This window comes from Pseudoalteromonas sp. QJM3NY_12, assembly GCF_056173165.1.
In genome coordinates this window covers 1184132-1210032 of record NZ_CM149661.1, presented here as the reverse complement: position 1 = coordinate 1210032, position 25901 = coordinate 1184132, and the positions used below count along the sequence as shown (strand labels likewise).

Genomic DNA, 25901 nt, shown 5'->3' with positions numbered 1-25901 from the left:
AATATGAAAACAATTTTAACTTCTTTTGTGCTCATTTTTAGTATTTTGATCGTCGGCTGTAATGAAAATACTAAACCTAAAGAACAGTACATCGACAACGATCGTCCAGGCGATACCGCCACGGTGTATTTTGATGCACTTTATAATCAGCATAATTTGCAAAAAGCCAGTAATTTTGCAACACCTAAACTAGCTCGTATAATGAAGTCATACGGCACAGCAAAACAATTTGCCCGTAGTCTTATTAATTTACAGTACGATGAAGTAGTGATTGAAATTGATATGTCAAATTCAAGCCTTCGAGAACAATACGGCAATCAGGCTAAAATAAATATTGTATTTACTGGTTATTTTAATGGAAAAAAAATTGATGACTTTCGCAGTATCGAAATGCTAAAAATAAAAGGTAAATGGTACGTAGATAAAATCATCGCCGATCCTTACGGGCGCTGATCAGCGTTTAATCTCATAAATATATAAATACACTAAAAAGCCTTAAATTATAAGTTTAAGGCTTTTTTAGTGCTTGAGTAGAATGTTAGATCTCTTCAGGTTTAAAGTTATCTACCGCAATAGCCTGCATTCGTAATTTGTTAGCATAATGCATAGCTTCAGCATCTAACTTAGTAACTAACTCATGCTCAAGAGCGTAATCAATAGCTTGTCCAATATCAAAAGATGCAGGTACCTTACCTTTTCGTTGCCACTGTTTTAACTGTTTAAATTGATTTTGCATATCGTGCATCGCTAAAAAAGCATTTTCCATCACCCCTGTGCCTGCATTCTCATCGACGTAACACAAATGTGTAAGTCTATTTCTAAACACGCCTGGTTGCGTCATATGCTCACAAATACGTTGTGAAGTTGCATCACTTGGTTTGTGATAATGATTGCCTAACGGAAACACAATGCCTTTAAGAGCAAAGTTAACCACCGGGTTAGAGAAATTTTTAAAGAAGCCGTCAAATGCTTGACCTATTTCATATAATGACGTCTCTATTGCATACTTAACAAAAGGTAAATCAGCTTGTTGACGCCCTTCATCTTCAAAACGTTTTAACACGGTAGAAGCAATATACAAATGACTTAATACATCGCCTAAACGTGCCGATATCATTTCTTTGCGTTTAAGTTCACCACCTAACATCAACATTGCAACATCTGTTGTAAACGCAAGTCCTCGGCTCATTCTCCCTAATTGTTTATAGTAGGCCGCGGTTTCTCCGCACACAGGTGCTTTGGCAAAGTGGCTGCGAGTTAAACCATGCACTAAAGCCATGCTTGCATTGCCAATAGCAAACACTATGTGGTTCATCAATAGACCATCAAATTGCTCTAATGCCGCGTCATCATCTTCCATTGAAGCCGCTTCCATTTCTTTTAATACAAACGGATGACAACGAGTAGCGCCTTGGCCAAATATCATTAAATTACGAGTTAAAATATTAGCGCCCTCAACCGTAATCGAAACCGGAATACCCATATAGCCATGTGCTAAATAGTTATTAGGCCCAACCTGAATCCCTTTACCTGCATGAATGTCCATCGCATCATTCATTACTGTTCGACCCATTTCGGTCATATGGTATTTTGCAATAGCTGTTACTACTGATGGACTTAGTTTTAAATCAATAGCACCAGCTGTCATTAACCTGCACGACTCCAGCGCATAAGTTAGGCCACCAATACGTGCTAACCCTTCTTGAACCCCTTCAAATTGACCAATTGACACACCAAACTGTTGTCGAACAACAGAGTAAGCCGAAGTCATTTTAGCCGCTAAATGCCCTGTTGCAGTGCTTAGTGCCGGTAACGAAATACCACGCCCTGCACTTAAACATTCAACTAGCATGCGCCAACCTCGTCCTGCCCCTTGCTGACCACCTATAATCCAATCAAGCGGAATAAATACATCTTCACCATACGTTGTGCCATTCATAAACGCCATATTTAGGGGGTAATGCCGCTCGCCGGTTTTAACACCTGGGTGATCGGTTGGAATGAGTGCACACGTAATGCCAAGCTCTTTTTCATCGCCTAACAACCCATCTGGATCGTACATTTTAAATGCAAGCCCTAACACAGTCGCAACTGGCGCAAGTGTGATATAGCGTTTTGACCAATTTAAACGCAGCCCCAACACTTCCTTACCATCATGCTCGCCTTTGCACACCACACCAGAATCAGGAATACTGCCAGCATCTGAGCCAGCCTCAGGGCCCGTTAATGCAAAACAAGGCACATCGTCGCCTTTTGCAAGGCTAGGTAGCCAGCGCTCTTGTTGCTCAGTTGTTCCGTAGTGCAGTAATAACTCACCAGGACCTAAGCTATTGGGTACCATGACCGTCACGGCGGCTGTTAAGCTTTTAGTCGCAATTTTTGACACTATGGTGGAATTAGCAATAGCAGAGAATTCAAGGCCCCCAAATTTTTCTGGGATGATCATTGCAAAAAACCCTTCGGTTTTTAAAAAGTCCCAAACCTCTTTGGGTAAGTCTTTATCTTTTTGTACTATTTTATAGTCATCAAGCATAGCTAATAAAGTTTCAACTTGATTATCTATAAATGCAGTTTCTTTTTCACTTAACTGTGGACGCGGATAGTTGTGTAATTTTTGCCAATCAGGATCACCACTAAATAGCTCGCCATCCCACCAAACATCGCCCGCTTCCATGGCTTCTCGCTCTGTTTGCGATAATGGCGGTAATACTTTTTTAAACATTTTAAAAGTAGGTCGGGTAATTAAGTTAAGGCGGATATCTTTAATCGCAAATACCACGATCACCACAACCAGTAATATAAAAAATACTGACATAAACACATTCCTTTACAGTTATAAAAACATTGATTTAATTATGACCGATCTTAATTTAAATACAATGGGGTGTCAGAGGGGGCCACGAAATGCTGAGCCGATTCCGTTACAATTAAATATAGCTATTAGTAGAGTTACATATTTATTACACACAGCAAAAAGCCCACAAAATGTGGGCTTTTTACTACTTAACTGGCTTTAATTTATGCGATTAAACGCTCAATTAAAACTGAAAACGCATGTTAGCAAAGTAAGCATCGTAATCTGAGTCATCTGCGTTGTTGCCGTAACCCACTTTTAAACCAATGTTTTTATTGATGAAGTGTTGAGCACCAAAGCTGTAGTTGTCTTCTTTATCGTAAGATGCAAATACAGAAGTCGCTTTAGAGAAGTAGTAGTTTGTTTCTACGCTCCATTGGTCATCTGCTTCGTCAAGGCTTACAAATGTGCCTTCTACTGTTAAGTAGTTACCTTGTTGTAAATCAACAAAGTATTTAGCAGCTACTGAACGAGAATCAAAATCATCGTCTGATTCAACAGTGATACCTACGTAATCTGTATCGTTTAGCATGTGGTTGTATGCTAAAGAAAAGAATGTAACGTTATCACCATCTTTTTGATCAACAAATCTTACTTTTGCAAGTAAATCTGGGTTAAAGAAATAACCAGCAGAAAGTGTATATAACTCGTTGTTAGAGTTGTAATCAGCATTTTGGTAAGACGCACCAACCACAAAATCTTCAACGAAGTATTCACCACCAATAGCAGTCACATCGCCAAAATCGTCATCAGCGTAGCTACCAAATACGTTGCTTTGCTTGTTGATGTATTCGAATTGGTCGTATGGACCTAGTGTGCTTTTAGGAGAGAAGTAGTAAGTTGAGTCCACGCTGATCGTATCGTTGTTATCAATCTCTGCGTAGCTTAAGTTACTGATTGATTGATAGCTATCTGCAGCGTGTGCAGCACTTGATAATAAAAGACCTGAAATAATAATTGCTAACTTTTTCATAATGAAACATCCCTATGTACATTGTTTTTGTACTTTAACTACATTGCTAAAGTGGGGGTATGCTAACGCCGCGAAACTGAACGAAAACTGAATCAAGCAATTGTATTTGTTAGGGAATTTGTAAGAAAGTGTTGGAGGAATTTATGTTAAAGTAATCGCAACAAGCTGTAAACAATTACTTTAATTTTACACCGCTTTTTGTTTGTTTCTATAATGAATACTGGCTGATTATTCGATAAACATCATTTATATTATCGCCAGCTTTAAAGTCCTTGCTGATAGGCGTTGGATCAGATCCAACCCAAATTTTCAGCTCTGCATCTAAATCAAAGTGCCCCGCACTTTCTTTGCTGAACTTAGTTATCTTAGAGTAAGCAATACTGATCATTTCCATTTTAGAACCAGTCACGCCTTGTTTATCTAATAAAATTAGCCGCTTATTTGTAAAGATAAACATATCACGAACTACTTTATACGCCTTTTCAACTCGCTCACCCTCGATAAGTGTATTGGCCAATACCTTCTCTAAGTCGGCATCATCCACCTCACTGGCGTTCCCCATTAAACCACTAAATAATCCCATTATAGTTTCTCCTGTTTAAATATTTGATTTTCTAGAGTATGACCATTTACTAACTGCCTGTACTGCCAATTATGTTGGCGACAAGATTGCAATAGCGCTATGTCAAGTGACTCGCTCGTTGGTTGATACTCAATCACATACTCTTTATGTTGGCTCATATAAACACGGCTTACACCATCAAGTGCTTGGAGTTGTTGCTCCACATTTTGATATGCTTCACTGAGCATTAAAGTGTAAAAATGCTTATCGGTATTCGCCGCTTTAGTTTGGTGCTCGCTTAATATACCTTTATCTAAATGTAGTACTTGAGAACATAATCGTTCGAGTTCAGTTAAATCATGAGAGCTTAAAATAAACGTTGCTTGAGACGATAGCTCAGACACCAGCTCCCTGACTTCTCTGGCATGAATCGGATCAAGTCCTGCTGTGGCCTCATCTAACATCACAATTTGCGGTGAACCAATTAATGCTTGTGCTATGGTTACGCGCTTGCGCATACCGTGAGATAAGTCCCCTGCGCGGTTTTTTGCAACCTCGCTAAGACCCACTAAATCTAATACTCGAAGTGCCTCTATTTGGCTTTGCTTGGTGCTCATACCTTGTAGCTTGGCATAAAAGCTAAGTTGTTTATCTATATTAAAACGCGGATCTAGCTGTGCATCTTGTGGTAACGCACTCACTTTATTAAATAAAGCCGCGCTACCTGGTTTATGGCCGAGTATTTCAAGCTCACCCATGCTAGGTGCGATATAGCCACACAACAAACTAAATAAAGTGGTTTTCCCTGCGCCATTAGGGCCAACTAATGCAACTGGCGCGCCTTTTTGAATCTCAAAATTCACATTATCAAGAGCCAGTTTTGAGCCATATGATTTACTTAAATTACGCCCTGTTATTAATGATTTCATAATGAGCTCCTTGCAAAAATACGTTGAGCAACTGCAAGTAACACCGCTGTTTGCACAAGTGGAATAGCTAATGCGCTCAATAACGGTAAGTTTTGTCCCGCTAATAGCTCTATTTGCACACCGGGGAATAAATAATCAAGCACACTTAATGCGGGTAGTTGCCACTCCAGTAATCCAACAATAATGCCACCGGCTGTAAAATATAAAATAGCTAATACAATTGCCAGACGAGAGGAACTCGCAAAAGTATTAATTAAGCTCATTAAGGCTACAAACGGCGAAAAAGTAACTATGAGTATTAAAAATATTGAAACAGCACGACCAAGGCCACCAGCAAGTAAGCTCGGCTCGCGAAACCCGAGCACCGCCAATGTCGCTATAAGCGTGATGCCAACTAAACAGGTTAGTACCGCTAACTGTCCTAAAAATCGACCAAAGAGTATTTCAAAGCGCGTTGAGCGTAATGATAAAAACCTTAGCGTACCGCGCTCTCTGTCACCGACGGTTTGATCACTACAAATAAATAAGCTAAAAACAGGAAAACTATACAAAGCAATAAGCCAATACATAGCAAATTCGGCTTCAGGCCAATCAAGTAACTTACTTAATCCAATAGAGCCGGAAATATCACGGGCTATTTGTTCAAAATCTGGCGAGCTGATTATACCTACAGCTTGGCCTATGGGGTAACGTAAAATAACAAGCCACACTAGCGCAAAAGCCGCCAGTGCAATAAGTCCTCGTTTAGTTAAAAACATACGTACCAGCTCAAAACCCGCGATTTGGGTTAAGCGCCCTACGTTAATAGGTGATGGTGTTGCCATTGACTATCCTTAATGACGTTGTTCATACTTTAAAATAAGCGTTATTTAACAACACTAAGTGTAAACACGTTGAATTGCTAGCAAAAAAAAGCCTACTCAGAGGTAGGCTTTGTAACAAATAATGTAATTTAACCAATTAATAATTATAAATGTTGCTCATAAATAACTAATGCTTGCTGTAAGTCGGCAATTAAATCTTCAACATCTTCCAAACCAATATGCAAACGAATAACAGGTCCATGCTCCCACCCTGTTTGCGAGCGCAGCCCTTTCATTGATAAGTTTGCCGTTACTAAGCTCTCGAAGCCCCCCCACGAAAAGCCCATTTTGAAATGTTGTAAGCTATCTAAAAAAGCATCTATGGCGTGTTGATTACCCGCTTTCATTACAAACGAAAATAAACCATTACTACCGTCAAAATCGCGTTTAAAAAATTCATGGCCTGGGCATGTTGTAAACGCAGGATGGCGAATATGATCAACCAACGCATGTTGCTCAAGCCATTTTGCTACTTCTAGCGCGGCTTTTTCATGCTGATTTAATCGCACTGCCATGGTACGCAAGCCTCGTAGTGCTAAATACGCATCATCTGCACTGGTGCATTGCCCGAGTAAATAAGAGTGTTCACGAAGTGTTGGCCAATACTTTTTATTAGCTACAGCAACCCCCATCATCACATCAGAGTGGCCAACAATATATTTGGTGGCGGCTTGAATACTAATATCAACACCATGTTCAAGCGGACGATAGTGCAAACCATTACCATAGGTGTTATCAAGTACCGTCATTAAATTGTGATCATTTGCTACTTTCACCATGGCAGGTACATCTTGAATTTCCATGGTAATTGAACCCGGAGACTCTAAAAACAACATTTTGGTATTGTCTTGAATGTACTCTTTTATGTCTGCGCCAATCATGGGCGGATAATAGGTCGTACTAATACCCAACCCAGCTAATATCTTGTCGCAAAAATCACGGGTTGGCTCGTAAACAGTGTCCACTATTAAAATATGATCACCGGACTTTAAAAACGATAACAGAGTTTGGCTTATCGCTGCCGCGCCACATGGGTATAACGCACAGCCCTCACCGCCTTCGAGTTCGGTAATTGCCTCTTGCAGAGCAAAATGAGTGGTCGTCCCTCTGCGGCCATAAAACAAGGTTTTGTCGCCACGTGTTTTAGCCGCTTCTTTAAGCTCACTCACAGAATCAAACACAATCGTTGAAGCGCGCTGTATCACTGGATTAACTACGCCATGGGTGTACGCTTTTTTGCGCCCTGATGACACTAATTGGGTATTTTTATTTTTGCTCGACATGATTCATCCTTCTATCTGAGTACGCCAATATTCAATTAAATAACGCGAAATCGAATCAGCTCTAGGTAGCTTTAAATGCTCCCCCTCGTGTTGCCAATCTTTAAATTGCGCAAGTTCTTGGCGAGAAAACCATCGTGCATCTTCAAGTTCATCTTGCTCTGTGCTTATTTCATCACTGCTTGCTGTGGCAATAAAACCAAGCATAATTGATGAAGGAAACGGCCAAGGTTGAGAAGCAATATACTCTGCTTTTTCAACGGTAATGCCCGCTTCCTCTTTTACTTCTCGGATCACGGTTTGTTCAAGGGTTTCACCTGGATCGACAAACCCGGCAAGCGAGGAATACAATCCTTTTGGCCAAGTTGCTTGGCGACCCAATAAGCAGCGTTCAATCCCATCAGAAAATGTTTTAGTTACTACCATAATAACGGCTGGATCGGTACGCGGAAAAGTTTGGTGCATACAGGCTGCGTTGTCGCATAAACGTGAATGCCCCCCTTCAACTAAGTGATTTTTGGTACCACAGCGACCACAAAAACTATGAGTGGCATGCCAGTAACACAACCCACGAGCAAGCGCTGCATTTGAGCCATCTTCAAGTGCTACTTGAGTACCATATTGACGAATATCTGCAAACTTGGCATCACCAACAATCGTTGCTAATAACGACTCTTCGAGTTCAGTTACGTCTAGCGCAAATACGGCATTATCCTGTTTATTTGATCCTAAAAGAATAGCCTGCGTTAAATCTAAATGCGCCACTTGTTGGTAAGCTAAATACACCACCTCAGGGCTACTGTTAGCAAATAAGGTGTGATTGCCTTTAACTAAAAGCCATAAACTGTCTGCTGTTTTTTTTGCGTCTACCCAAGTAGGATCTTTGCGCGCATTTGAGCCTCTGTCTAATGGCATATTACTGTAGTTAAGCATGTAATTCCTTGATACTAATTGAATCTTAAAATTACCATACTCATCCACTAAACCCAATTTATTATCGCCATAAAAAAAGCCTAAATTAGGCTTAATTAATCTATGCACCCGTTGTATTAAATACTCTCATGATCAACGCAAACATTCTGCTCAAAAATAAATCAAAAATACAATACTTATACTTTTTAAAGTAGTAGCTGTTTGTCAATTAAATGAAATTGCTCGGCACTTTGCTTAAGTACCTCTGCGGTTAATTTATCAGCACCGTATACATCACACGGAACATTATATTGATTTTTTAAATGCCCAAGTAATAATGCAAAGTCACCGTCACCCGAGAGTAAAATAACTTTATCAAGCTGCTTCCCCTGCTCTAGCATATCTATGGTTATACCCACATCCCAATCGCCTTTGGCACTGCCGTCACGGCGTTGAATAAAGGGTTTTAGTTTTACTTCAAAGCCAATAGCGCGCAAAATATTTTGAAACTGATTTTGCTTTTCATCACCTCGGTATATTGCATAGGCGAACGCACATTCTATATCGTATTGTTGCTCCATCATTCGCCAAAAGGCATTGTAATCAAAGTTTTTACCGTAGCTTTCGCGACAGGTGTAATAAATATTTTGTACATCGACAAAAATACCTACACGAGGTTTACTGCTTTGTTGTGAGGTCATTATTATGTCCCAATGAGTAATACTTGCAATTGCGTGTTAAGTAACCTAAATTAGTTACCAAACCCAATGTAACCAAATACGGTTACATTTAACAATGTAACCAAATTTAGTTACATATAAATAATCTATTTGGATTTTTATGATTGGTGTGATCAGCGGCGATATTATTAAATCGCAAAAAATACCTAAACAACAATACGATGCCATGCTTTACCAGCTAGAGCAAAGTTTACGTGCAAATTGCAATAAAACAACATCTTGGGATATTTACCGCGGGGATGCATTTCAACTGCAACTCGATAAAAGTGAACAGTTAGTTACCACCGCTATTCTTATTTATCTACAGTTAAAATCTGCCGGTTATGAATTGCGCCAAAGTATGGCGTTGGGGCACATAGATAACCCTAGTACGAGTATAAAAACTGCTACAGGCTCTGCGTTTACTCTCTCTGGTCATGAGCTAGATAAAATGACAAATCAGCGTTTTACATTTGCTATTGCAGATCAATCAGTTGATGAGAGCTTTAAGCTAAACCTAGCGTTTGTCGATGTATTACTGTGTAAAATAACCCAAAAACAAGCAAATGCTTTGTATGTATATTTAACCCATACTAATAACAACCATGCAGCTTTAGCTAAAGAGCTCAACACCAGCCGCGAAAACGTTACTAAGCTGCTTAATCTTGCTAACTATCAGCTGATAGAACGATTTATTTTACATGCACAACAACAGCTTAAAAGCATACAGCAAGGACATGACTAATGGAATTTTCACTATTACTCGTTGCACTGATTATTGGCCACTTACTCGCTGATTTTTATTGGCAACCCATGAGCTGGGTAAACGACAGAAACACCCGTCATTTTAAAGCAAAAAAACTTTACTACCATGTATTGGTTCACGGAATTACCAGTGCAATCGTAGTGGCACTTTGGGAATATAGTTTTGGCTGGCAACAACTAAGCAGCGTATTACTGGCGACCAGCATTGTTATGATCAGTCACTACTTTATTGATATTGCGAAATCGTATTCAAATAAAGGCGTAGTGCCTTTTTTATTAGACCAAATTGCACATATCACTGTCATTATTGCGATAAGTATTTGGCTAACTGACAATCAGCAATTTGCTGACAATGTGATGGCGTTATTGTGCAACGATAAAGTGCTGTGGGTTATAGCTGGTTACCTTATTATTTTAAGTCCCAGTGCGGTATTTATAAGAATGATGTTAGAGCGTTTAACTAATCACTTTTCTAGTGATGGTAGCCTCCCCTTAGCAGGACAAAGTATTGGTATGCTTGAAAGAGTACTTATGCTGACATTTATTTTATTAGATCAGTTTGCAGGGCTTGGGTTTTTAATTGCCGCTAAATCGGTGTTTAGATTTGGCGACTTAAGTGCCAGCAAAGATAAACAACTCACTGAATATGTAATGCTAGGAACGTTACTGAGCGTTAGTGTTACTTTATTTGTAGGATTAGCAGTTAATTATTTAATCGGTTAGTAAAGCTTTAAAATAGGCATTAAAAAACGCGCTACCAGTAAAAGTAAGCGCGTTTTTTATTAAAGCGAACTAAACCTAATTAGTCGTTATTTGCTGGACGACGACGGCGTTGACCACTGCCCCCAACCGATTGACGCTTTGCCCATGGGTTTTGTGCATTATCATCGGTTTTAGCTGCTGGCTTTTTAGAGCCACCACGACGTGGGCCCGTACCATTGCCACCATTGTTAGGCTTTTTGCTATTAGGCTTGCTGCTATCTGATTTAGGCTTATTAAATGGTTGTTTTTTCTTTGGCTTTTTAGCAGGTAACGGGCGTGCATCGAGTGCGCGCTCAGCAACAGGGTTAGCCGGTTCAAAACCTTCTTCTTCAGCACGTGGAATTAGCTCGCCAATAAAGCGCTCAATGCCGTATAAATCTACTGCATCGTCAACCGTTACAAACGAAATAGCATGCCCTGATGCTCCCGCACGACCAGTTCGGCCAATACGGTGAACATAATCTTCATATACATTAGGTAAGTCGTAGTTTACAACATGCGGTAATTCAACAATGTCTAAACCACGTGCAACAATATCGGTTGCCACTAATACGCGCACTTCACCACTTTTAAAGCCCTCTAGTGCTTTAACACGCGCGCCCTGAGATTTATTGCCATGGATTGCCGCACCAACAATATCATCGCGTTCAAGTTGCTTAACTAAACGATTAGCACCGTGTTTAGTACGACTAAATACCAGTACTTGTTGCCAATCGTTGCTACGAATTAAATGGCTTAATAGGGCCGTTTTACGTGCTTTGTCTACTGCGTATACGCTTTGCGTGACACTTTTTGCGGTGGTGTTTTTAGCTGCAACAGAAATTTCAACGGGGTCGTTAATTAACCCTTTTGCCAGCGCGCGAATATCATCCGAAAACGTGGCTGAGAACATTAAGTTTTGACGCTTTTCAGGCATTTTTGCAATCAGGCGCTTAATGTCATGGATAAAGCCCATGTCTAACATACGGTCGGCTTCATCTAAAACCAGTACTTCAACGCTATCAAATTTAACCGCGTTTTGATTGTGTAAATCAATTAAACGCCCTGGTGTGGCCACTAAAATATCAACCCCTTTGCGCAGGCGCTGCATTTGTGGGTTAATTTTAACACCACCGTAAACAACAAACGAACTCACGTTTGAATGCTTAGCGTATTCTTCAACGTTTTCGCTCACTTGCAAGGCAAGCTCACGGGTTGGCGTTAAAATAAGCGCACGGACATGATTACTTTTTGCTTTAGTGCCCGACGATAAACGCTCAATCAGTGGCAAAGTAAAACCAGCAGTTTTACCGGTACCAGTTTGCGCTGCAGCCATTACATCGCGACGTGCAATAATTGCTGGGATAGCTTGAGCCTGAATAGGCGTTGGCGTTTCATAGCCCTTTTCTAAAACCGCATTAACTAAAGACTGTGATAAACCTAAACCATCAAAACTCATATAAACTCTCTATTTCAAATTAGGCCAAAGTGGCCAGTTGCGCGCATTATACCTTTAGTAGCTCAGAATGCATGCCATTATTTACTTTGTGCCAAATCAATAAACACAAATACTAAAAAAGCGGCTAAACAGCCGCTTTTTATTTACCTGAGCATTACAAATGCTAAAAGATTATTTTACACCTAACTCACGTAAACGCTCTTGTAAGTAGCTATCTGCTGTGTAGCGATCAGATAACACCACATCTGGACGAGGGTGTAAAAACAATGGTAATGAAATACGTGATTTGGTTGTTGCTTTGCCCGATGGATTAATTACACGGTGAATCGTTGATGGGAAGTAGCCACCCGATGCTTCTTGTAACATGTCACCAATATTAATAATTAGACTACCAAAATCACATGGCACGTCTAACCAACCGCCATCGGTTTTTTGTACTTGTAAGCCTGGCTCATTTGACGCCGGTAATACGGTTAATAAGTTAATATCACCGTGCGCAGCAGCACGAATAGCACCAGGCTCTTCATCACCTGTCATTGGCGGGTAATGTAAAATACGTAACAACGTTTGCTCAGACTGGGCAATCATATCTTTTAAATCAATAGAGAACTTAGCACGCACTTCTTCAGGCGCTTCAGCCTGAACCCAGCTTAATAATGTTGCCGCAAATTCATTAGCTAAACGGTAGTACTCACGCACATCAGCTTCTAATTGTGCAGGAACACGGCCTTTAGGGTAAACATGAAAGTACTCTTTAATGTCTTTTACCGTATGGCCTTTAGCTACTTCTGATACCGACGGTGGAAAATAACCATCTTGCGTTTCTTTTGAAAATAAAAACTCATGCTTTTGCTCTGAGTTAAAAAAGTCTTGCCAATTTTTATAAATAGACTCAACTAAAGATTGCGGAATAGGATGGTTTTTTAATACGCCAAAACCAGTATTTCTCAACGATTCAACAAATTGCGCAGCCGCATCGTCCGCTTTATAATCAACTGTAGGTAATTGCATGGTACATTCCAGTAAGTAGGTTGTTAGAAGCCATTTACTAATTCGCTTAAGCCACAGGTCTACACGAAATTAGTATTACATTCAAATATAGCTTAACTACTTAATTCAAGTAATAAAGGCTGCATTTTTATGCTGTGCGAGGATAGACAAACCCCCTTGAAATTATAAGGACATATGTCCGCATTCAATAAGCAAGCCTTCTCAGCCTTGATCAAGATCAAAATAACGCTTGTATTGAATTTTCACCCCATCGTACCAATCTATTCCTTATCAGCATCACACACTATATCAACTTGTTAAGGCTCTCTACATGCGACAAAAAGTTTCTTTTAAAAGCGGTGAATTAGAACTCGCTGGACAACTTGAACAGCCCTCTGGTGAAGTGAAATTTTATGCCTTATTTGCTCACTGTTTTACCTGCTCTAAAGATGTAGCGGCTGCAACACGAATAAGTCGCGCGCTCACTCAGCAAGGCATTGCTGTATTACGCTTTGATTTTACAGGGCTTGGTAATAGCGATGGTGACTTTGCCAACAGTAACTTTTCATCAAACATTCAAGACTTAGTGGCTGCAGCCAATCACTTAAGAACACACTTTAAAGCACCTCAGTTATTGATAGGCCACAGTTTAGGTGGTGCTGCGGTGCTTGCAGCAGCAGAGCACATACCCGAAGTATCGGCCATTACGACTATAGGTGCGCCATCGGATGCTCAGCACGTTACCCATAATTTTGCTGCTCATTTAGATGAAATAAACCAATCGGGTGAAGCAAAAGTGTGTTTAGCCGGGCGGGAATTTACGATTAAAAAACAATTTATAGATGACATCGCCAAATACGATAACAGCCATATAGGTAAGCTTAAGCGTGCTTTGTTAGTTATGCACTCTCCTATTGATGCTACCGTGAATATTAGTGAAGCCGAAAAAATTTACGCCGCTGCCAAGCATCCAAAAAGCTTTATAAGTTTAGATAATGCCGATCACTTACTCAGTAATAAAGAAGACGCTAACTACGCAGCCGATGTTATTGCTACGTGGGCTAATCGCTATGTTGAATACGATAAAACACCCTATAGTGCAAAATTAACTAACGGCAGTGTATTAGTTGAAGAAAAAGATCATAAATTCACTCAGCACGTGAGTACTAAAAACCATACATGGCTTGCTGATGAGCCCACCGATGTCGGCGGTAAAAACTTAGGCCCAGACCCTTATGATCATTTACTCGCTGGGCTTGGAGCTTGTACTGCAATGACACTTCGCATGTATGCAAGTCGCAAAGAGTTGCCGCTAGAGCACATAAAAGTAGAGCTCAACCATACCCGCAATTACAACCAAGATTGTGATGGTTGTGAAAAAACCGGCAATCTAGAGGCCATCACCCGAAAAATCACCCTGATAGGTGATTTAACTGACGCTCAGCGAAATCGATTACTCGAAATAGCCGACAAATGCCCTGTGCATAAAACGCTACATAACAGCCCTTTGGTGGTTAGTGAACTGGAAGAGTAACTTCCGTAAAGTTAATATAGCGCAGGTGGCACTGTGCTATTTTTTTTAAATATAAGCTTAATTAAAATTTATTAAAAAATTGTATAGCTTCAATATAAAGCAAAGCTGTTGGGTCACACGTATACTCAAATTCTTCCATCTGTTCAGTACTGTGCTTATTCGGTGAAGACAGAATTGCGGATTCTGGGGCATAAGCTTTTAAAAGAACACCTCCTGATTCAATTGCGTTTAAACCGCTACCAAACATCTCTGCAACACTTTGCAAAGGAGTCCAACAGAAACCAATCTTATTTTGATCATATAAAAATTGGCACTCACCACGATATAGTACCAATGCTTTCCCGGTGTATTTTGGAAGAGTCAATTTTAAGACGCTGAGCAAAAGTATATCGTTTGAAAGCTTATGCCTTAACTGCCCTCCATTTTCAGTCCAAACAAGATGAACTTTATCTTTTTCAATATGTAACTGGTCATATGATCTTAATATAAATTCAAAAGCTTCAGTCCAAATAAAACCTTTGAGATCACAAGTATAAATGCCAGCTACAAATTTACGGCCTACTTGCTCATATAATTCCATTGTTACTCGTCCCTAAAGCTTATTCATTTTCTAAAAACGCCGCTACCTCTTTACTCATTTTATCTACCAACCATTTAGGCCCGCCATCATACATATCGTTGTGACGTGATTTTTCTATCAACGTTTGCGTAACAGGATAAACGGTTAACTCTTGGTCGGTTAAAAGCACGTTTGCATCGGCTGGATAATCACTACCGCGCAGTGTGAGCACGCGTGTGTTTTTATTGCGTGGCAATAACATGCGGCGGTGATCGAGCGTAATTAATTGGCTTACTTCACTTGGATAAATAGCTGCATACAAGGCTGAAATATCTCCACCATTTGAGTGACCAAATAAAGTGAGTTTTGTAAAATCATACTCAGGGTATTTAACACTTAGCTCGTTGACTAAAAATTTGAGGGTTACAACACCCCGGTGCCAATTTTCCATACGAGTAGTTAGGTATGGCTGCGCACGATTAAGTGCAGGGTCACTTTTAAGTTCATGTGCTACCGCAATGCTTAAATAGCCTTGCGCATTAAATAACTTACTCGCAAAGGTGTATTCATCGTGGCTAATGCCATACCCTGCATTTACAAATACCACAGGGCATTTGACTTGCGCGCTGCACTTAAGGTGGTTAGCTGGTAGGGTAATATTTACAGGTATAGAGCGATTACGACTTTCATCAATGATTGCATCGTCTTGGGCATAACTTGATGATGCAAATAGCGTAGAACTTAAAGTCAGTGCACTTAACATTAAACGCTTTTTTATAATTTTTAACATGCATTCCCTTGTATTACTTATACATTTTTAACTAACATTAATTTTTATTATAAAGGTTAGCGCGCGCCTTTGCTAATTTGTGCGATAATAGCGATTATTGTTTTACTATTATCGCAAAAGAATCCATTCATGAAATCATATAGCAGCATTGAACAACGCATCGACATTCTCCAAAGCAGAATTGAAGCCTACCAAGAAGAAATTAAAGTGTTACAAGCCGAGCCGAAAAGTAACAACGAACGGATTATTTTTAAGTTCATTGAAACCGGCAGTACAGGTAAAACCAAAGACTTTGTGAGAGAGCTGGGAATTAAATCGCCGCGTGATAGCTTATATTCATCTGGTGATGTAACCAAACTGATTAAAGATGGCGCTGATGATATTTCGCCTGAGCTACTGAGCATAGCCCGTGCACTTGCTAGCGCGCGCAACAAAAATGGCCCTGCTTGCTAATAGTAAATATACGCATTAGCCGTAAACTCTTGCGGCTAATCAACCAGCTCGATATCAAGTCCAGCTAATAAATTTAACGCTTCAAGCCGTTCAAACTTTGCATTACTCACATCATTGCTTGTTATATCAATATTAAATTGCGTTGCGCCAACAAAGTTTGCTTTTCTCAAATTAGTTTGATGAAACAGGCTGTCTCTAAAGTCAGTATCCGAGAAGTTGCTTTGAGTTAAGTTAGCGTGCCTAAAATCAACATCTTTGGCAAAACAGTTCGTCATTGTTAACGCTTTTAACTGTAATTCAAAAAACGAACTATGGCTCAGATCACACTGTTTAAAACTCACCGGTGACGTTAGCGCTAATTGTGGCCAATTTACTTGTCCCCACATTATGCTATTGAGTTTACAATTTGCAAAGCTCACCCCTTCTAGTGAGCTGTAATTCCAATTAAGCTCAGTCAAATTACAGTTAATAAACTCACACTCTATAAACCGACAGGCATTAAACTGGCTGTGACTAAAATCGCACTCAATAAACTGACATTGTTCAAACTCAATATCGCTAAAGCGCTTTGCATTTGCTGTAAAGTTTAAAAATGGCTCACTGAAATAATGACTATCTTTAAATAGCTCACTCATAAATATAAAGCACCTAAATTGGGTTATGCCAAACAAAAAACCCCTTAGGTATTTAGCCTAAGGGGTTTTGATCTAACTAAACACTAGGGTTTCATTCTGCGCTTGGTAATTCTTTCTCAACTACACTAATAGCAAGCTCTGTCAGCGAATCGCTGTTTGCTTTGCTAGGCGCATCGGTTAATAAGCACGATGCCTGTGTTGTTTTAGGGAAAGCAATAACGTCACGAATGTTATCAGTACCACATAGCAGCATAACTAAACGGTCTAAACCGAACGCTAAACCAGCATGCGGTGGTGTGCCGTATTTAAGTGCATCAAGTAAGAAACCAAATTTATCTTGCTGCTCTTGCGCTTCAATACCTAAAATTCTAAATGCCGCTTCTTGCATATCTGCATTGTGAATACGTACCGAGCCACCGCCCACTTCGTAGCCGTTTAATACCATATCGTAAGCATCTGAAATAGCCGCTGCTGGGTTTGCTTCAAGCTCACTTGCACTAATATCTTTTGGTGCAGTAAATGGATGGTGTACAGCGTGTAATGTGCCTTCGTCATCTTCTTCAAACATTGGGAAGTCAACAACCCAAAGTGGTGCCCAGCTATCTAAATTAGTGATTTCTAAATCAATACCAATTTTTAAACGAAGTGCGCCCATGGCTTCATTTACGGTGTTGCGTTTATCCGCACCAAATAAAATGATATCGCCTGTTTGTGCATTAGTACGTTCAAGTAACTGCGTGATCACATCTTCATTTAAGAATTTAGCGATTGGCGATTGCACGCCATCAACGCCTGCATCACGGTCATTTACTTTCATCCATGCCAAGCCTTTAGCACCGTAAATACCAATAAACTTAGTGTAATCATCTAGTTGCTTACGAGAAAGAGATGCACCACCTGGTACAGTTAATACTGCAACACGGCCTTTTTCATCGTTTGCTGGGCCTGAGAATACTTTAAATTCTACGTCTTTTACTAAATCAGCTACATCAATAAGCTTCATTGGGTTACGTAAGTCTGGCTTATCAGAACCATATAAGCTCATTGCCTCAGAGTAAGGCATAATTGGGAAATCACCTAAATCAACATTTAGTAATGACTGCCACATTTCACGGATCATTTTCTCTGTCATACCACGTACTTGATCAGAGCTCATGAACGAGGTTTCTAAATCTATTTGAGTAAATTCAGGTTGACGGTCAGCACGTAAGTCTTCATCACGGAAACATTTAACAATTTGGTAGTAACGGTCAAAACCCGACATCATCAACAATTGCTTAAATAACTGTGGCGACTGCGGTAATGCGTAAAAGCTACCTTTATGAACACGACTTGGTACTAAGTAATCGCGCGCACCTTCTGGCGTTGCTTTAGTTAGTACTGGCGTTTCGATATCTAAAAAGCCATTTTCATCTAAAAAGCGACGTACAAAGCTGCTTGCTTTAGCACGTAATTTAATGCGGTCGCTCATTTCTAAACGACGTAAATCTAAGTAACGGTATTTTAAACGACGCTCTTCTGAGTTCACTTGGTTAAAATCAAGTGGCATAGGCTCAGAGCGGTTAATAATAGTTAAACCCGTGCCTAAAATTTCTACTTCGCCAGTTGCCATGTCTTTATTTACTTGGCTATCTGGGCGTGCGCGTACAATCCCTTTTAACTGAACACAAAATTCTTGACGAAGTTTGTTAGCTGTTTCCATTAATCCTTCAACTTCCGGATCGAATACAACTTGTACTAAACCTTCTCTATCACGTAAATCGACAAAGATAAGTCCGCCAAGGTCACGTCGTTTGTTGATCCAGCCACATAGTTCAACTTCCTGATCTACGTGAGTTTTATTTAGCTGTCCGCAGTATATAGAGCGCATAGTTTTCCTGTCAGATAAAAGGCATATAGCGGTTAAACACTGTTGTTTTAAAAGTTTTTATAAACACCAAAATGAAAATAAAACCGCTAGCAATTCAAAATAATCAAATTAAGCCCTGCATTATACCCAAGTCGGTTGAAGATGCTAGGGCGTGTTTACCTTTCGGGGTTGAATTTACAGCGCACCGTTTTGTTATTTGTTACACTACCGGCACTTTATAACAAGGCTTTTGTTTGTATGCTATATATTGGATGCCCGCAGTGGTCGAGCAACGCATGGAAAGGAAACTTATTTTCACGCCAGTGTAAAAATGCCGATATGCTTAGCGAATATGCGCAGCATTTTAATTCGGTAGAAGGTAATACTAGCTTTTACGCCGACCCCTCACCTGACACTGTATTACGCTGGGCTGCCAGTGTACCTGATGAGTTTAAATTTACCTTTAAATTTCATCGGCGCTTTAGTCATGAACTCCAACTTACTAACGTGCAACATGAGCTAACTAATTGGCTTAATTTATTCGCCCCGCTATTTGAAAAATCAGGGCAAATAATGCTGCAATTACCTAAAGCGTTTGCCCCACAGCATTTAGCGAAGCTTGCCGCTTTTATTGAGTTACTTCCTAAAGAGCTAAACTATGGGGTTGAGGTACGCCACCCTGATTTTTTCAAAAAAGGTGAGGCCGAAATCGCGCTTAATCAGCTTTTAATGGCACACAATATAAACCGCATTGCAATGGATACCCGCGCATTATTTGCGGTTAAACCCACAACCGAAGCACTCATAGATGCACAACAAAAAAAGCCTTATTTACCGGTACACGCTATTGCTACGGGCTCAGAGCCTATGGCACGCTTTGTTATTGCTGATTTAAAAAACGATTATAAGACCTTTTATCAGCCTTGGCTTAGCAAAGTAACCCAATGGTTAGATGAAGGTAAAAGCCCCTATGTGTTTTTTCATACTGCGGATAACCGCGAAGCGCCTTTACTGGCTCGCCAGTTTTGCCAAGATTTGGGGTATAATCACAACGTACTCAACCCATTTAGTGGCGAAAAAGAAGCCCACCAGCAAGCACTTTTTTAAAAATAAATTCAAAATACAGAGACAATAATGAGTGAATACGCACGTTACTTTACCGGCTACCCTGCCAATATCGTTGAGCAAGTATTAGGACTAATAAAAGCAGGAAAGGTAAGTGAGTATTTACTTAAAAAGTACCCACAGGCGCATCGTATTACCAGTGATAAGTTACTGTATAGCTACGCCACTGAGCTTAAAAAACAGTATTTAAAAAACGCCCCGCCGTTTGGCCGCGCTGCGTTTAAAAAACAAGGTGATATGGTTACCAATGCGCTCGGTACCCACACGTACCGTATGCAAGGTAAAACCCGCAAGCATGATTTAGCCATCAACAGCGATTTACTGCGCGCGCCAGAGCCGTTATTAAAAGCATTGGTGGTGCACGAACTCGCGCATTTTAAAGAAAAAGATCATAATAAAAGCTTTTACGCCCTGTGTTGCCATATGGAGCCAGAGTACCATCAGCTAGAGTTGGATTTACGGATTTTTTGTGTAGCTATTGCGATGGGTGAAAATCCCTATAATTGAGCGATCAGCCAAAATATAATTACGTATTGAATCATAACTAAAGCACTCAAAAATAAAAAACGCGATGCTAAACCGCGTTTTTATAATTTACTAATAGCTACAAGCTGACAGCTCAAAAGCTCGTTGGGTTTCGTTTCACTCAACCCAACCTACGTAAAAACGTTAAAGCCCTAATTCGGCCATAAAGTCGTCGTCGCTATCATCTTGCTTTGGCTGTTTTGCTTTTTCCTTATCCGCTTTTTGCTTGGCTTCGTTTGCGATAATGTCGTCTGGGTCTATGGCTTCTACAATGTCAAAATCGTGAAGTTTAATAAACTCTGTTTTATCCATCGCCAACTCTAAATAGAAGATATTTTGGTTGCGAGTGGTAAACGTTACACGGCGTGCTTGCGGACGATCCATAGTGGTATCAACCGATATTTGCACTTGCTTGTTAATAGCCATCATTTTTGGCTGATTTTGGGTAATAGAGGTATGTAGCTGTTCACGCACTTTTGACGTGAAGTCGCCCACTATTTGGTTCATCAACTCACCCATCACGTTTGAAACGTCATCAGATAAGTGACTATGCGCGATCTCCTCTTCTGGCATGCCCATATTACGCATATAGTCGCCGTAAATTTCCATCGCAGCTTGCGCCGTAAAGTTGGTAACGACTAAACCGGTAAAGCCCCCATCAAATAAAACAAAACAGCCTATGTCTGGTCGCATACAAGTACGAGTAATTTTTTGTACCATGGCTGAATAGCTGATCTCGTTGCCGCTGGCTGATGAAAGTACACCCGTTACTGAGTGGCATAATGTTGCTAATATATCGTCGGTGCTAATAACTTTACTTTTGCTCATTTAATAATCTCTTTTATACTTATTCTTCATAATTCTAGTCAAGCTACTGAATTTATCACTGACTATCCAGTATAAAATGTTAAAATAGCACTATTATTTTCAAAGAGACTGCCTTCGTGAGTATAAAAGACAGTATTTATGCCTCTGAGCAACAAGTAAAAGACTTTAGTTTTGATCAAAATGTGGTTGAAGTATTTCCCGACATGATCCAACGCTCGGTACCCGGTTACGCCACCATAGTCAGTACTATGGGGAAATTAGCCGGTGAGTATGCTCAGCCAAATTCAAATTTGTATGACCTAGGCTGCTCGTTAGGGGCGGTTACCCTAAGTATGCGCCGTAATATTCAAACTGATAGCTGCCACATTATTGCTGTAGATAACTCACAAGCCATGGTGGAGCGTTGTAAGGTCCATTTACAAGGGTTCAGATCTGATGTTCCTGTAACGGTTACCTTGGGTGATATTAACGAGCTTGATATTCAAAATGCCTCAGTAGTAGCGATGAATTTTACTCTGCAGTTTATTCCACCTGCGCAGCGCAAAGCGGTACTTGAAAAAATATACGCTAATTTAAAGCCCGGTGGCGTTTTGCTATTAAGTGAAAAAATTAAAGCCGAAAACGAGCAATGTGATAACTTACTGATTGACTTGCACCACGACTTTAAACGTCATAATGGCTACTCTGAGCTAGAAATAAGCCAAAAGCGTACCGCCATTGAAAACGTAATGCGCCCCGATACACTTAGCACACATACACAACGTTTAAGCGACATTGGTTTTAGCCAAACGCAAGTGTGGTATCAATGTTTTAATTTTTGCTCAATGGTAGCAATTAAATAATTTAGAGAGTGACACATGTCTGCATGGTTTAACCAATTTTACGCTGCTATTGCACAAAGCCCACTTAGCCACTGGCTAGAAACCTTGCCTGCGCAATTAAAGCATTGGCAACAAGAGGCTAGCCATGGCGATTTGCCTCAATGGCAAAAAGTACTAAAAAACTTACCTGAGGTATCAACAAACCAAGTTGATATTGTCAGCAAAGTAGCAATAGGCGCGCCTGGCGAAATGACTGAAGGCGAAAAAAAGCAAACCACGCATTTATTAAAACGAATGATGCCTTGGCGAAAAGGTCCATTTAATGTGCACGGTATCGATATTAATACAGAATGGCGCAGTGACTGGAAATGGGATCGACTCCTACCGCATATTGAGCCATTAAAAGGCCGTACTGTATTAGATATTGGTTGTGGCTCGGGATATCACCTATGGCGTATGCGCGGTGAAGGTGCTCAGTTTGTGGTGGGTATTGACCCATCTGACTTATTTTTATGTCAGTTTCAGGCAATTAAACACTTTAACCCTGATGAAAACGTGCATTTATTGCCATTAGGTGTAGAAGCCCTACCAGAGCTTAAAGCATTTGATACGGTATTTTCGATGGGAGTACTTTATCACCGTCGCTCACCTATCGACTTTTTAGCGCAATTAAAGGCACAGCTTCGCCCTGGTGGTGAGCTAGTACTTGAAACTTTAGTTATTGAAGGCGATGAAAACACCGTTTTAGTACCGACCGACCGCTACGCAAAAATGCGTAATGTATGGTTTATTCCAAGCACTGCGGCACTAAAGCTGTGGATGGAACGTGTTGGCTTTAAAGATGTGAAAATTAAAGATTGTGCTATTACAACGCTCGACGAGCAGCGTAAAACTGACTGGATGGAAAACGAATCTTTAGTTGACTTTTTAGACCCTACTGACACCAGTAAAACCATTGAAGGCTACCCTGCTCCACTTAGAGCGATACTTACAGCAAAAGCCTAATTTGTAGTATTAACTTTTATTTTCATGTTAAAAAGCGCCATTGGGCGCTTTTTTTGGTTACTAATACAGCAACTAGCGGACAAGTGTCCTTGTCTTTAAAATCAAATCCAGATTTCAACTAGCCGCGCCCTTGCAATTGTTGTAAAATACGCGCGTTTCTAAGTAAGCATCAAAACAACTATTTTGAGGAAAACCTGTGAGCGAACAAAAACAGTCTCTAAGCTATAAAGACGCGGGCGTAGATATCGACGCTGGTAATGCACTTGTTGAGCGTATTAAAGGCGTAGTTAAAAAAACTCGTCGTCCTGAAGTGATGGGCGGAATTGGTGGTTTTGGCGCACTTTGCGAAATTCCTGAAGGTTATAAGCAACCCGTACTTGTAGCAGGCACTGACGGTGTTGGCACTAAGTTACGTTTAGCAATTGACCTTAAAAAGCACGATACCGTAGGTATCGACTTAGTTGCGATGTGTGTAAATGATTTAATAGTACAAGGCGCTGAACCCCTGTTTTTTCTAGATTACTATGCAACGGGTAAACTAGATGTAGACACAGCAGCCGACGTAGTAACCGGTATTGGTAAAGGTTGTGAAATTTCAGGTTGTGCCCTAATTGGTGGCGAAACAGCTGAAATGCCAGGTATGTATGATGGTGAAGACTACGACATGGCAGGCTTTTGTACCGGTGTGGTAGAAAAATCAAAAATTATTGATGGCACTAAAGTAGCCGCAGGCGATCAGCTAATTGCGCTTGCTTCTAGTGGTCCACACTCAAACGGTTTCTCACTAATTCGTAAAGTATTAGAAGTCTCTAACGCTGATACTAATCAAGTGATTGATGGCAAAACCTTAGGTGAGCACCTTTTAGAACCAACACGTATTTACGTTAAACCATTACTTGAGTTGTTCAAGCAAGTAGACGTGCATGCTCTTTCACATATTACTGGTGGCGGTTTTTGGGAAAATATCCCACGCGTATTACCTGAATCTGCTAAAGCGGTTGTTAAAGGTGATAGCTGGCAGTGGCCAAGTGTGTTTAGCTGGTTGCAAGAAAATGGCAATATTACCACTCACGAAATGTACCGCACATTCAACTGTGGCGTAGGTATGGTGTTAGTTGTACCTGCAGATCAACTTGATAACAGTTTAAACATTTTAAAAGATCTTGGCGAAAACGCATGGCACCTTGGTGAGATTCAAGATGCGGTTGCTGGCGAAGAGCAAGTTGAAATTGTAGGTGGTGCTGCGTAATGGCACCCACTCGTCTAGTAGTTTTGATCTCAGGCAGTGGCTCAAATTTACAAGCCATTATTGATGCCTGTGAAAGCGGCGAGATAAACGCTCATATTGCGGCTGTTATTAGTAATAAAGCAGACGCATATGGGTTAGAGCGTGCAAAAAATGCAGGCATTGCTACGCAAGTACTGAGTCATAAAGAGTTTGACTCACGCGAAGCTTACGATGCCCAGTTAATGCATATAATTGACTCTTTTGAACCAAATCTAGTTGTATTAGCTGGGTTTATGCGTATTCTAACTCCTAGCTTAGTGCAAAAATATGTTGGAAAAATGTTGAACATTCATCCATCTTTGTTGCCTAAGTACCAGGGGCTGAATACCCACCAAAGAGCAATTGATGCAAAAGACGACGTTCACGGCGTTAGTGTTCACTTTGTAACTGAAGAATTAGATGGCGGACCGGTTATTCTTCAAGCTAAAGTGCCTGTATTAGCGAACGATACAGCAGACACGCTCGCTAAACGTGTGCATGCGCAAGAGCACATAATTTATCCTTTGGTGGTCAAGTGGTTCAGTGAACAACGACTTACGATGGAAGCAGATTATGCAGTTCTTGACGAAAAACAACTTCCTGCACACGGCGCGCACTACCCAAAATAAAAAATTAAGTGCTTGGCTATTATGTGCGGGCACTTTATTACTTCCTACCAGCCTGATTGCAGGCGAGTTAACCCAGTATCAAGCTAGTTATGACATTTTGCGCAAAGGCACTAATCACGGCAAAGCCGAGCGTGAACTAAAAAAACTCGATAATAATAACTACCAAGTCACTTACCACAGTGATATTGAATGGATGATTTTCTCTGACTCACGTCAAGAATCATCAACCTTTAGCTTTATAAATGATAACGTAGAGCCAATTCAGTACGCTATGATCCGCACAGGCACTGGGCCTGACAAAAAGTATGAAATTAACTTTGACCGTCAAACCAAAACGGTTACCAGTAACACCAGCGATTACCCGTTAAAATGCCAATGGCATGATAACTTCCAAGATGGTATTTCTTATCAAGTACAAGTTCGTGAAGGTCTTAAAAAAGGCAAAACCAACTTCTCGTTTCCGTTGGTTGATAAAAAAGGTAATTGCCGTGACTACGACTTTGAAGTGGTAGAAACCGAAATGATTTCTCTGCCTATAGGTAATGTAGAAGCAGTGAAAGTTAAACGCTTATACGATAACGATAAACGCCAAGCTTTAGCCTGGTTTGCCCCAGAAATGGATTACATGCTAGTGCGCATGTGGAAGGGTGAAAAAGGTGTGGAGCAGTTTGAAGTGCAAATGAAATCGTTTACCGTGATCAACCCACCTGCTTTACCTGCAGAAGTGAAAAACGAAATAACACCAGAGTAAATTGCTTACAAGGTGCAAATGAAAGGCCCAAGTGTGACAAACATAACTTGGGTTTTTCATTTTTAACACTTATACACTTTATC

The 25901-nt window shown here is 40.4% G+C and carries 27 protein-coding genes; 12 read left to right on the top strand and 15 right to left on the bottom strand.

Features of this window, described 5'->3' with window-relative positions; all coding sequences use genetic code 11:
- Positions 1-3: 3 nt before the first annotated feature.
- A complete protein-coding gene (locus AC0VZ5_RS05655; RefSeq protein ID WP_138609303.1) occupies positions 4-453 on the top strand; it encodes a hypothetical protein in 450 nt (149 codons plus the stop codon).
- A gap of 85 nt (positions 454-538) precedes the next feature.
- Here AC0VZ5_RS05655 and AC0VZ5_RS05650 read toward each other — a convergent pair whose 3' ends face one another.
- The 8 genes from AC0VZ5_RS05650 to AC0VZ5_RS05615 form a co-directional block, all read right to left on the bottom strand.
- Complete coding sequence (locus AC0VZ5_RS05650; RefSeq protein ID WP_475474539.1) at positions 539-2815, bottom strand: acyl-CoA dehydrogenase; 2277 nt, start codon at positions 2813-2815, stop codon at positions 539-541.
- A gap of 223 nt (positions 2816-3038) precedes the next feature.
- On the bottom strand, positions 3039-3827 hold the full coding sequence (locus AC0VZ5_RS05645; protein ID WP_138609299.1) for a putative porin: 789 nt from the start codon (positions 3825-3827) through the stop codon (positions 3039-3041).
- A 208-nt stretch (positions 3828-4035) separates the two neighbouring features.
- The gene (locus tag AC0VZ5_RS05640; RefSeq protein ID WP_036983105.1) at positions 4036-4410 is read right to left on the bottom strand and encodes a PH domain-containing protein; all 375 of its coding nucleotides are present in this window, start codon (positions 4408-4410) and stop codon (positions 4036-4038) included.
- Positions 4410-5318 (bottom strand): ABC transporter ATP-binding protein, encoded by a 909-nt coding sequence (locus tag AC0VZ5_RS05635; RefSeq protein ID WP_178955643.1) that lies wholly within the window; start codon positions 5316-5318, stop codon positions 4410-4412. Before AC0VZ5_RS05635 ends, AC0VZ5_RS05640 begins: the two co-directional genes overlap by 1 nt.
- Positions 5315-6142, bottom strand: a complete 828-nt coding sequence (locus AC0VZ5_RS05630) for an ABC transporter permease (protein WP_138609296.1) — start codon at positions 6140-6142, stop codon at positions 5315-5317. Before AC0VZ5_RS05630 ends, AC0VZ5_RS05635 begins: the two co-directional genes overlap by 4 nt.
- Positions 6143-6285: 143 nt before the next feature.
- Positions 6286-7464, bottom strand: coding sequence for a cystathionine beta-lyase (locus AC0VZ5_RS05625; protein WP_198522042.1), 1179 nt, complete (start codon positions 7462-7464; stop codon positions 6286-6288).
- 3 nt (positions 7465-7467) lie between these two features.
- Positions 7468-8394: an NAD(+) diphosphatase gene (gene nudC, locus AC0VZ5_RS05620; RefSeq protein ID WP_131690793.1), complete on the bottom strand. Its 927-nt coding sequence runs from the start codon at positions 8392-8394 to the stop codon at positions 7468-7470.
- 185 nt (positions 8395-8579) lie between these two features.
- Positions 8580-9074, bottom strand: coding sequence for a LabA-like NYN domain-containing protein (locus tag AC0VZ5_RS05615; protein WP_010391464.1), 495 nt, complete (start codon positions 9072-9074; stop codon positions 8580-8582).
- A gap of 139 nt (positions 9075-9213) precedes the next feature.
- Between AC0VZ5_RS05615 and AC0VZ5_RS05610 the strand changes: the two genes are divergently transcribed.
- Entirely contained in the window at positions 9214-9837 is a 624-nt protein-coding gene (locus tag AC0VZ5_RS05610; protein WP_054202184.1) for a hypothetical protein, read from the top strand.
- Positions 9837-10580, top strand: coding sequence for a DUF3307 domain-containing protein (locus AC0VZ5_RS05605; protein ID WP_138609287.1), 744 nt, complete (start codon positions 9837-9839; stop codon positions 10578-10580). Before AC0VZ5_RS05610 ends, AC0VZ5_RS05605 begins: the two co-directional genes overlap by 1 nt.
- 79 nt (positions 10581-10659) lie before the next feature.
- On the opposite strand, the gene AC0VZ5_RS05600 is transcribed toward AC0VZ5_RS05605, so the two are convergent.
- On the bottom strand, positions 10660-12057 hold the full coding sequence (locus AC0VZ5_RS05600; RefSeq protein ID WP_198522041.1) for a DEAD/DEAH box helicase: 1398 nt from the start codon (positions 12055-12057) through the stop codon (positions 10660-10662).
- 171 nt (positions 12058-12228) lie between these two features.
- Positions 12229-13068, bottom strand: coding sequence for an isopenicillin N synthase family dioxygenase (locus AC0VZ5_RS05595; protein ID WP_008111615.1), 840 nt, complete (start codon positions 13066-13068; stop codon positions 12229-12231).
- A 310-nt stretch (positions 13069-13378) separates the two neighbouring features.
- Here AC0VZ5_RS05595 and AC0VZ5_RS05590 point away from each other — a divergent pair, with 310 nt between their 5' ends.
- Entirely contained in the window at positions 13379-14581 is a 1203-nt protein-coding gene (locus AC0VZ5_RS05590; RefSeq protein WP_475474538.1) for a bifunctional alpha/beta hydrolase/OsmC family protein, read from the top strand.
- A gap of 61 nt (positions 14582-14642) precedes the next feature.
- On the opposite strand, the gene AC0VZ5_RS05585 is transcribed toward AC0VZ5_RS05590, so the two are convergent.
- Both AC0VZ5_RS05585 and AC0VZ5_RS05580 read right to left on the bottom strand, forming a co-directional pair.
- Positions 14643-15161: a hypothetical protein gene (locus tag AC0VZ5_RS05585; protein WP_475474537.1), complete on the bottom strand. Its 519-nt coding sequence runs from the start codon at positions 15159-15161 to the stop codon at positions 14643-14645.
- 19 nt (positions 15162-15180) lie between these two features.
- Positions 15181-15930, bottom strand: coding sequence for an alpha/beta hydrolase (locus tag AC0VZ5_RS05580; RefSeq protein ID WP_290169397.1), 750 nt, complete (start codon positions 15928-15930; stop codon positions 15181-15183).
- A 129-nt stretch (positions 15931-16059) separates the two neighbouring features.
- Here AC0VZ5_RS05580 and AC0VZ5_RS05575 point away from each other — a divergent pair, with 129 nt between their 5' ends.
- Positions 16060-16383 (top strand): hypothetical protein, encoded by a 324-nt coding sequence (locus tag AC0VZ5_RS05575; RefSeq protein ID WP_008111621.1) that lies wholly within the window; start codon positions 16060-16062, stop codon positions 16381-16383.
- A gap of 35 nt (positions 16384-16418) precedes the next feature.
- On the opposite strand, the gene AC0VZ5_RS05570 is transcribed toward AC0VZ5_RS05575, so the two are convergent.
- Together AC0VZ5_RS05570 and aspS are read right to left on the bottom strand one after the other, a co-directional pair.
- On the bottom strand, positions 16419-17018 hold the full coding sequence (locus AC0VZ5_RS05570) for a pentapeptide repeat-containing protein (protein ID WP_475474536.1): 600 nt from the start codon (positions 17016-17018) through the stop codon (positions 16419-16421).
- Between the two features lie 91 nt (positions 17019-17109).
- Positions 17110-18888: an aspartate--tRNA ligase gene (gene aspS, locus AC0VZ5_RS05565; RefSeq protein WP_475474535.1), complete on the bottom strand. Its 1779-nt coding sequence runs from the start codon at positions 18886-18888 to the stop codon at positions 17110-17112.
- A 237-nt stretch (positions 18889-19125) separates the two neighbouring features.
- On the opposite strand from aspS, the gene AC0VZ5_RS05560 reads away from it, so the two are divergent.
- Together AC0VZ5_RS05560 and AC0VZ5_RS05555 are read left to right on the top strand one after the other, a co-directional pair.
- Positions 19126-19974, top strand: coding sequence for a DUF72 domain-containing protein (locus AC0VZ5_RS05560; protein WP_475474534.1), 849 nt, complete (start codon positions 19126-19128; stop codon positions 19972-19974).
- A gap of 27 nt (positions 19975-20001) precedes the next feature.
- Positions 20002-20499 (top strand): M48 metallopeptidase family protein, encoded by a 498-nt coding sequence (locus AC0VZ5_RS05555; RefSeq protein ID WP_138609276.1) that lies wholly within the window; start codon positions 20002-20004, stop codon positions 20497-20499.
- A 162-nt stretch (positions 20500-20661) separates the two neighbouring features.
- On the opposite strand, the gene AC0VZ5_RS05550 is transcribed toward AC0VZ5_RS05555, so the two are convergent.
- Positions 20662-21345 carry a DUF3334 family protein gene (locus AC0VZ5_RS05550; protein WP_178955625.1) on the bottom strand — a complete coding sequence of 228 codons (684 nt, stop codon included), beginning with the start codon at positions 21343-21345 and terminating at the stop codon, positions 20662-20664.
- Positions 21346-21461: 116 nt separating this feature from the next.
- Here AC0VZ5_RS05550 and cmoA point away from each other — a divergent pair, with 116 nt between their 5' ends.
- From cmoA to AC0VZ5_RS05525, 5 genes are all read left to right on the top strand, one after another.
- Positions 21462-22187 carry a carboxy-S-adenosyl-L-methionine synthase CmoA gene (gene cmoA / locus AC0VZ5_RS05545; RefSeq protein WP_008111640.1) on the top strand — a complete coding sequence of 242 codons (726 nt, stop codon included), beginning with the start codon at positions 21462-21464 and terminating at the stop codon, positions 22185-22187.
- Between the two features lie 15 nt (positions 22188-22202).
- On the top strand, positions 22203-23171 hold the full coding sequence (gene cmoB, locus AC0VZ5_RS05540; protein ID WP_055011762.1) for a tRNA 5-methoxyuridine(34)/uridine 5-oxyacetic acid(34) synthase CmoB: 969 nt from the start codon (positions 22203-22205) through the stop codon (positions 23169-23171).
- 196 nt (positions 23172-23367) lie between these two features.
- Positions 23368-24420, top strand: a complete 1053-nt coding sequence (gene purM, locus AC0VZ5_RS05535; RefSeq protein ID WP_475474533.1) for a phosphoribosylformylglycinamidine cyclo-ligase — start codon at positions 23368-23370, stop codon at positions 24418-24420.
- On the top strand, positions 24420-25067 hold the full coding sequence (purN, locus tag AC0VZ5_RS05530; protein WP_198522032.1) for a phosphoribosylglycinamide formyltransferase: 648 nt from the start codon (positions 24420-24422) through the stop codon (positions 25065-25067). The genes purM and purN overlap by 1 nt, the downstream gene beginning before the upstream one ends.
- Positions 25021-25818, top strand: coding sequence for a DUF3108 domain-containing protein (locus tag AC0VZ5_RS05525; protein ID WP_232735522.1), 798 nt, complete (start codon positions 25021-25023; stop codon positions 25816-25818). The genes purN and AC0VZ5_RS05525 overlap by 47 nt, the downstream gene beginning before the upstream one ends.
- Positions 25819-25901: the final 83 nt, after the last annotated feature.

Coding starts and splice junctions, on each gene's coding strand:
- AC0VZ5_RS05570 (WP_475474536.1), bottom strand. CDS start 17,018: ATGAGTGAGCTATTTAAAGATAGTCATTATTTCAGTGAGCCATTTTTA.
- aspS (WP_475474535.1), bottom strand. CDS start 18,888: ATGCGCTCTATATACTGCGGACAGCTAAATAAAACTCACGTAGATCAG.
- AC0VZ5_RS05650 (WP_475474539.1), bottom strand. CDS start 2,815: ATGTCAGTATTTTTTATATTACTGGTTGTGGTGATCGTGGTATTTGCG.
- AC0VZ5_RS05655 (WP_138609303.1), top strand. CDS start 4: ATGAAAACAATTTTAACTTCTTTTGTGCTCATTTTTAGTATTTTGATC.
- AC0VZ5_RS05600 (WP_198522041.1), bottom strand. CDS start 12,057: ATGAGTTTTGATGGTTTAGGTTTATCACAGTCTTTAGTTAATGCGGTT.
- AC0VZ5_RS05640 (WP_036983105.1), bottom strand. CDS start 4,410: ATGGGATTATTTAGTGGTTTAATGGGGAACGCCAGTGAGGTGGATGAT.
- AC0VZ5_RS05585 (WP_475474537.1), bottom strand. CDS start 15,161: ATGGAATTATATGAGCAAGTAGGCCGTAAATTTGTAGCTGGCATTTAT.
- purN (WP_198522032.1), top strand. CDS start 24,420: ATGGCACCCACTCGTCTAGTAGTTTTGATCTCAGGCAGTGGCTCAAAT.
- AC0VZ5_RS05555 (WP_138609276.1), top strand. CDS start 20,002: ATGAGTGAATACGCACGTTACTTTACCGGCTACCCTGCCAATATCGTT.
- AC0VZ5_RS05590 (WP_475474538.1), top strand. CDS start 13,379: ATGCGACAAAAAGTTTCTTTTAAAAGCGGTGAATTAGAACTCGCTGGA.
- AC0VZ5_RS05580 (WP_290169397.1), bottom strand. CDS start 15,930: ATGTTAAAAATTATAAAAAAGCGTTTAATGTTAAGTGCACTGACTTTA.
- AC0VZ5_RS05615 (WP_010391464.1), bottom strand. CDS start 9,074: ATGACCTCACAACAAAGCAGTAAACCTCGTGTAGGTATTTTTGTCGAT.
- AC0VZ5_RS05635 (WP_178955643.1), bottom strand. CDS start 5,318: ATGAAATCATTAATAACAGGGCGTAATTTAAGTAAATCATATGGCTCA.
- AC0VZ5_RS05575 (WP_008111621.1), top strand. CDS start 16,060: ATGAAATCATATAGCAGCATTGAACAACGCATCGACATTCTCCAAAGC.
- AC0VZ5_RS05625 (WP_198522042.1), bottom strand. CDS start 7,464: ATGTCGAGCAAAAATAAAAATACCCAATTAGTGTCATCAGGGCGCAAA.
- AC0VZ5_RS05560 (WP_475474534.1), top strand. CDS start 19,126: ATGCTATATATTGGATGCCCGCAGTGGTCGAGCAACGCATGGAAAGGA.
- cmoB (WP_055011762.1), top strand. CDS start 22,203: ATGTCTGCATGGTTTAACCAATTTTACGCTGCTATTGCACAAAGCCCA.
- AC0VZ5_RS05630 (WP_138609296.1), bottom strand. CDS start 6,142: ATGGCAACACCATCACCTATTAACGTAGGGCGCTTAACCCAAATCGCG.
- AC0VZ5_RS05610 (WP_054202184.1), top strand. CDS start 9,214: ATGATTGGTGTGATCAGCGGCGATATTATTAAATCGCAAAAAATACCT.
- AC0VZ5_RS05595 (WP_008111615.1), bottom strand. CDS start 13,068: ATGCAATTACCTACAGTTGATTATAAAGCGGACGATGCGGCTGCGCAA.
- AC0VZ5_RS05550 (WP_178955625.1), bottom strand. CDS start 21,345: ATGAGCAAAAGTAAAGTTATTAGCACCGACGATATATTAGCAACATTA.
- nudC (WP_131690793.1), bottom strand. CDS start 8,394: ATGCTTAACTACAGTAATATGCCATTAGACAGAGGCTCAAATGCGCGC.
- AC0VZ5_RS05605 (WP_138609287.1), top strand. CDS start 9,837: ATGGAATTTTCACTATTACTCGTTGCACTGATTATTGGCCACTTACTC.
- AC0VZ5_RS05645 (WP_138609299.1), bottom strand. CDS start 3,827: ATGAAAAAGTTAGCAATTATTATTTCAGGTCTTTTATTATCAAGTGCT.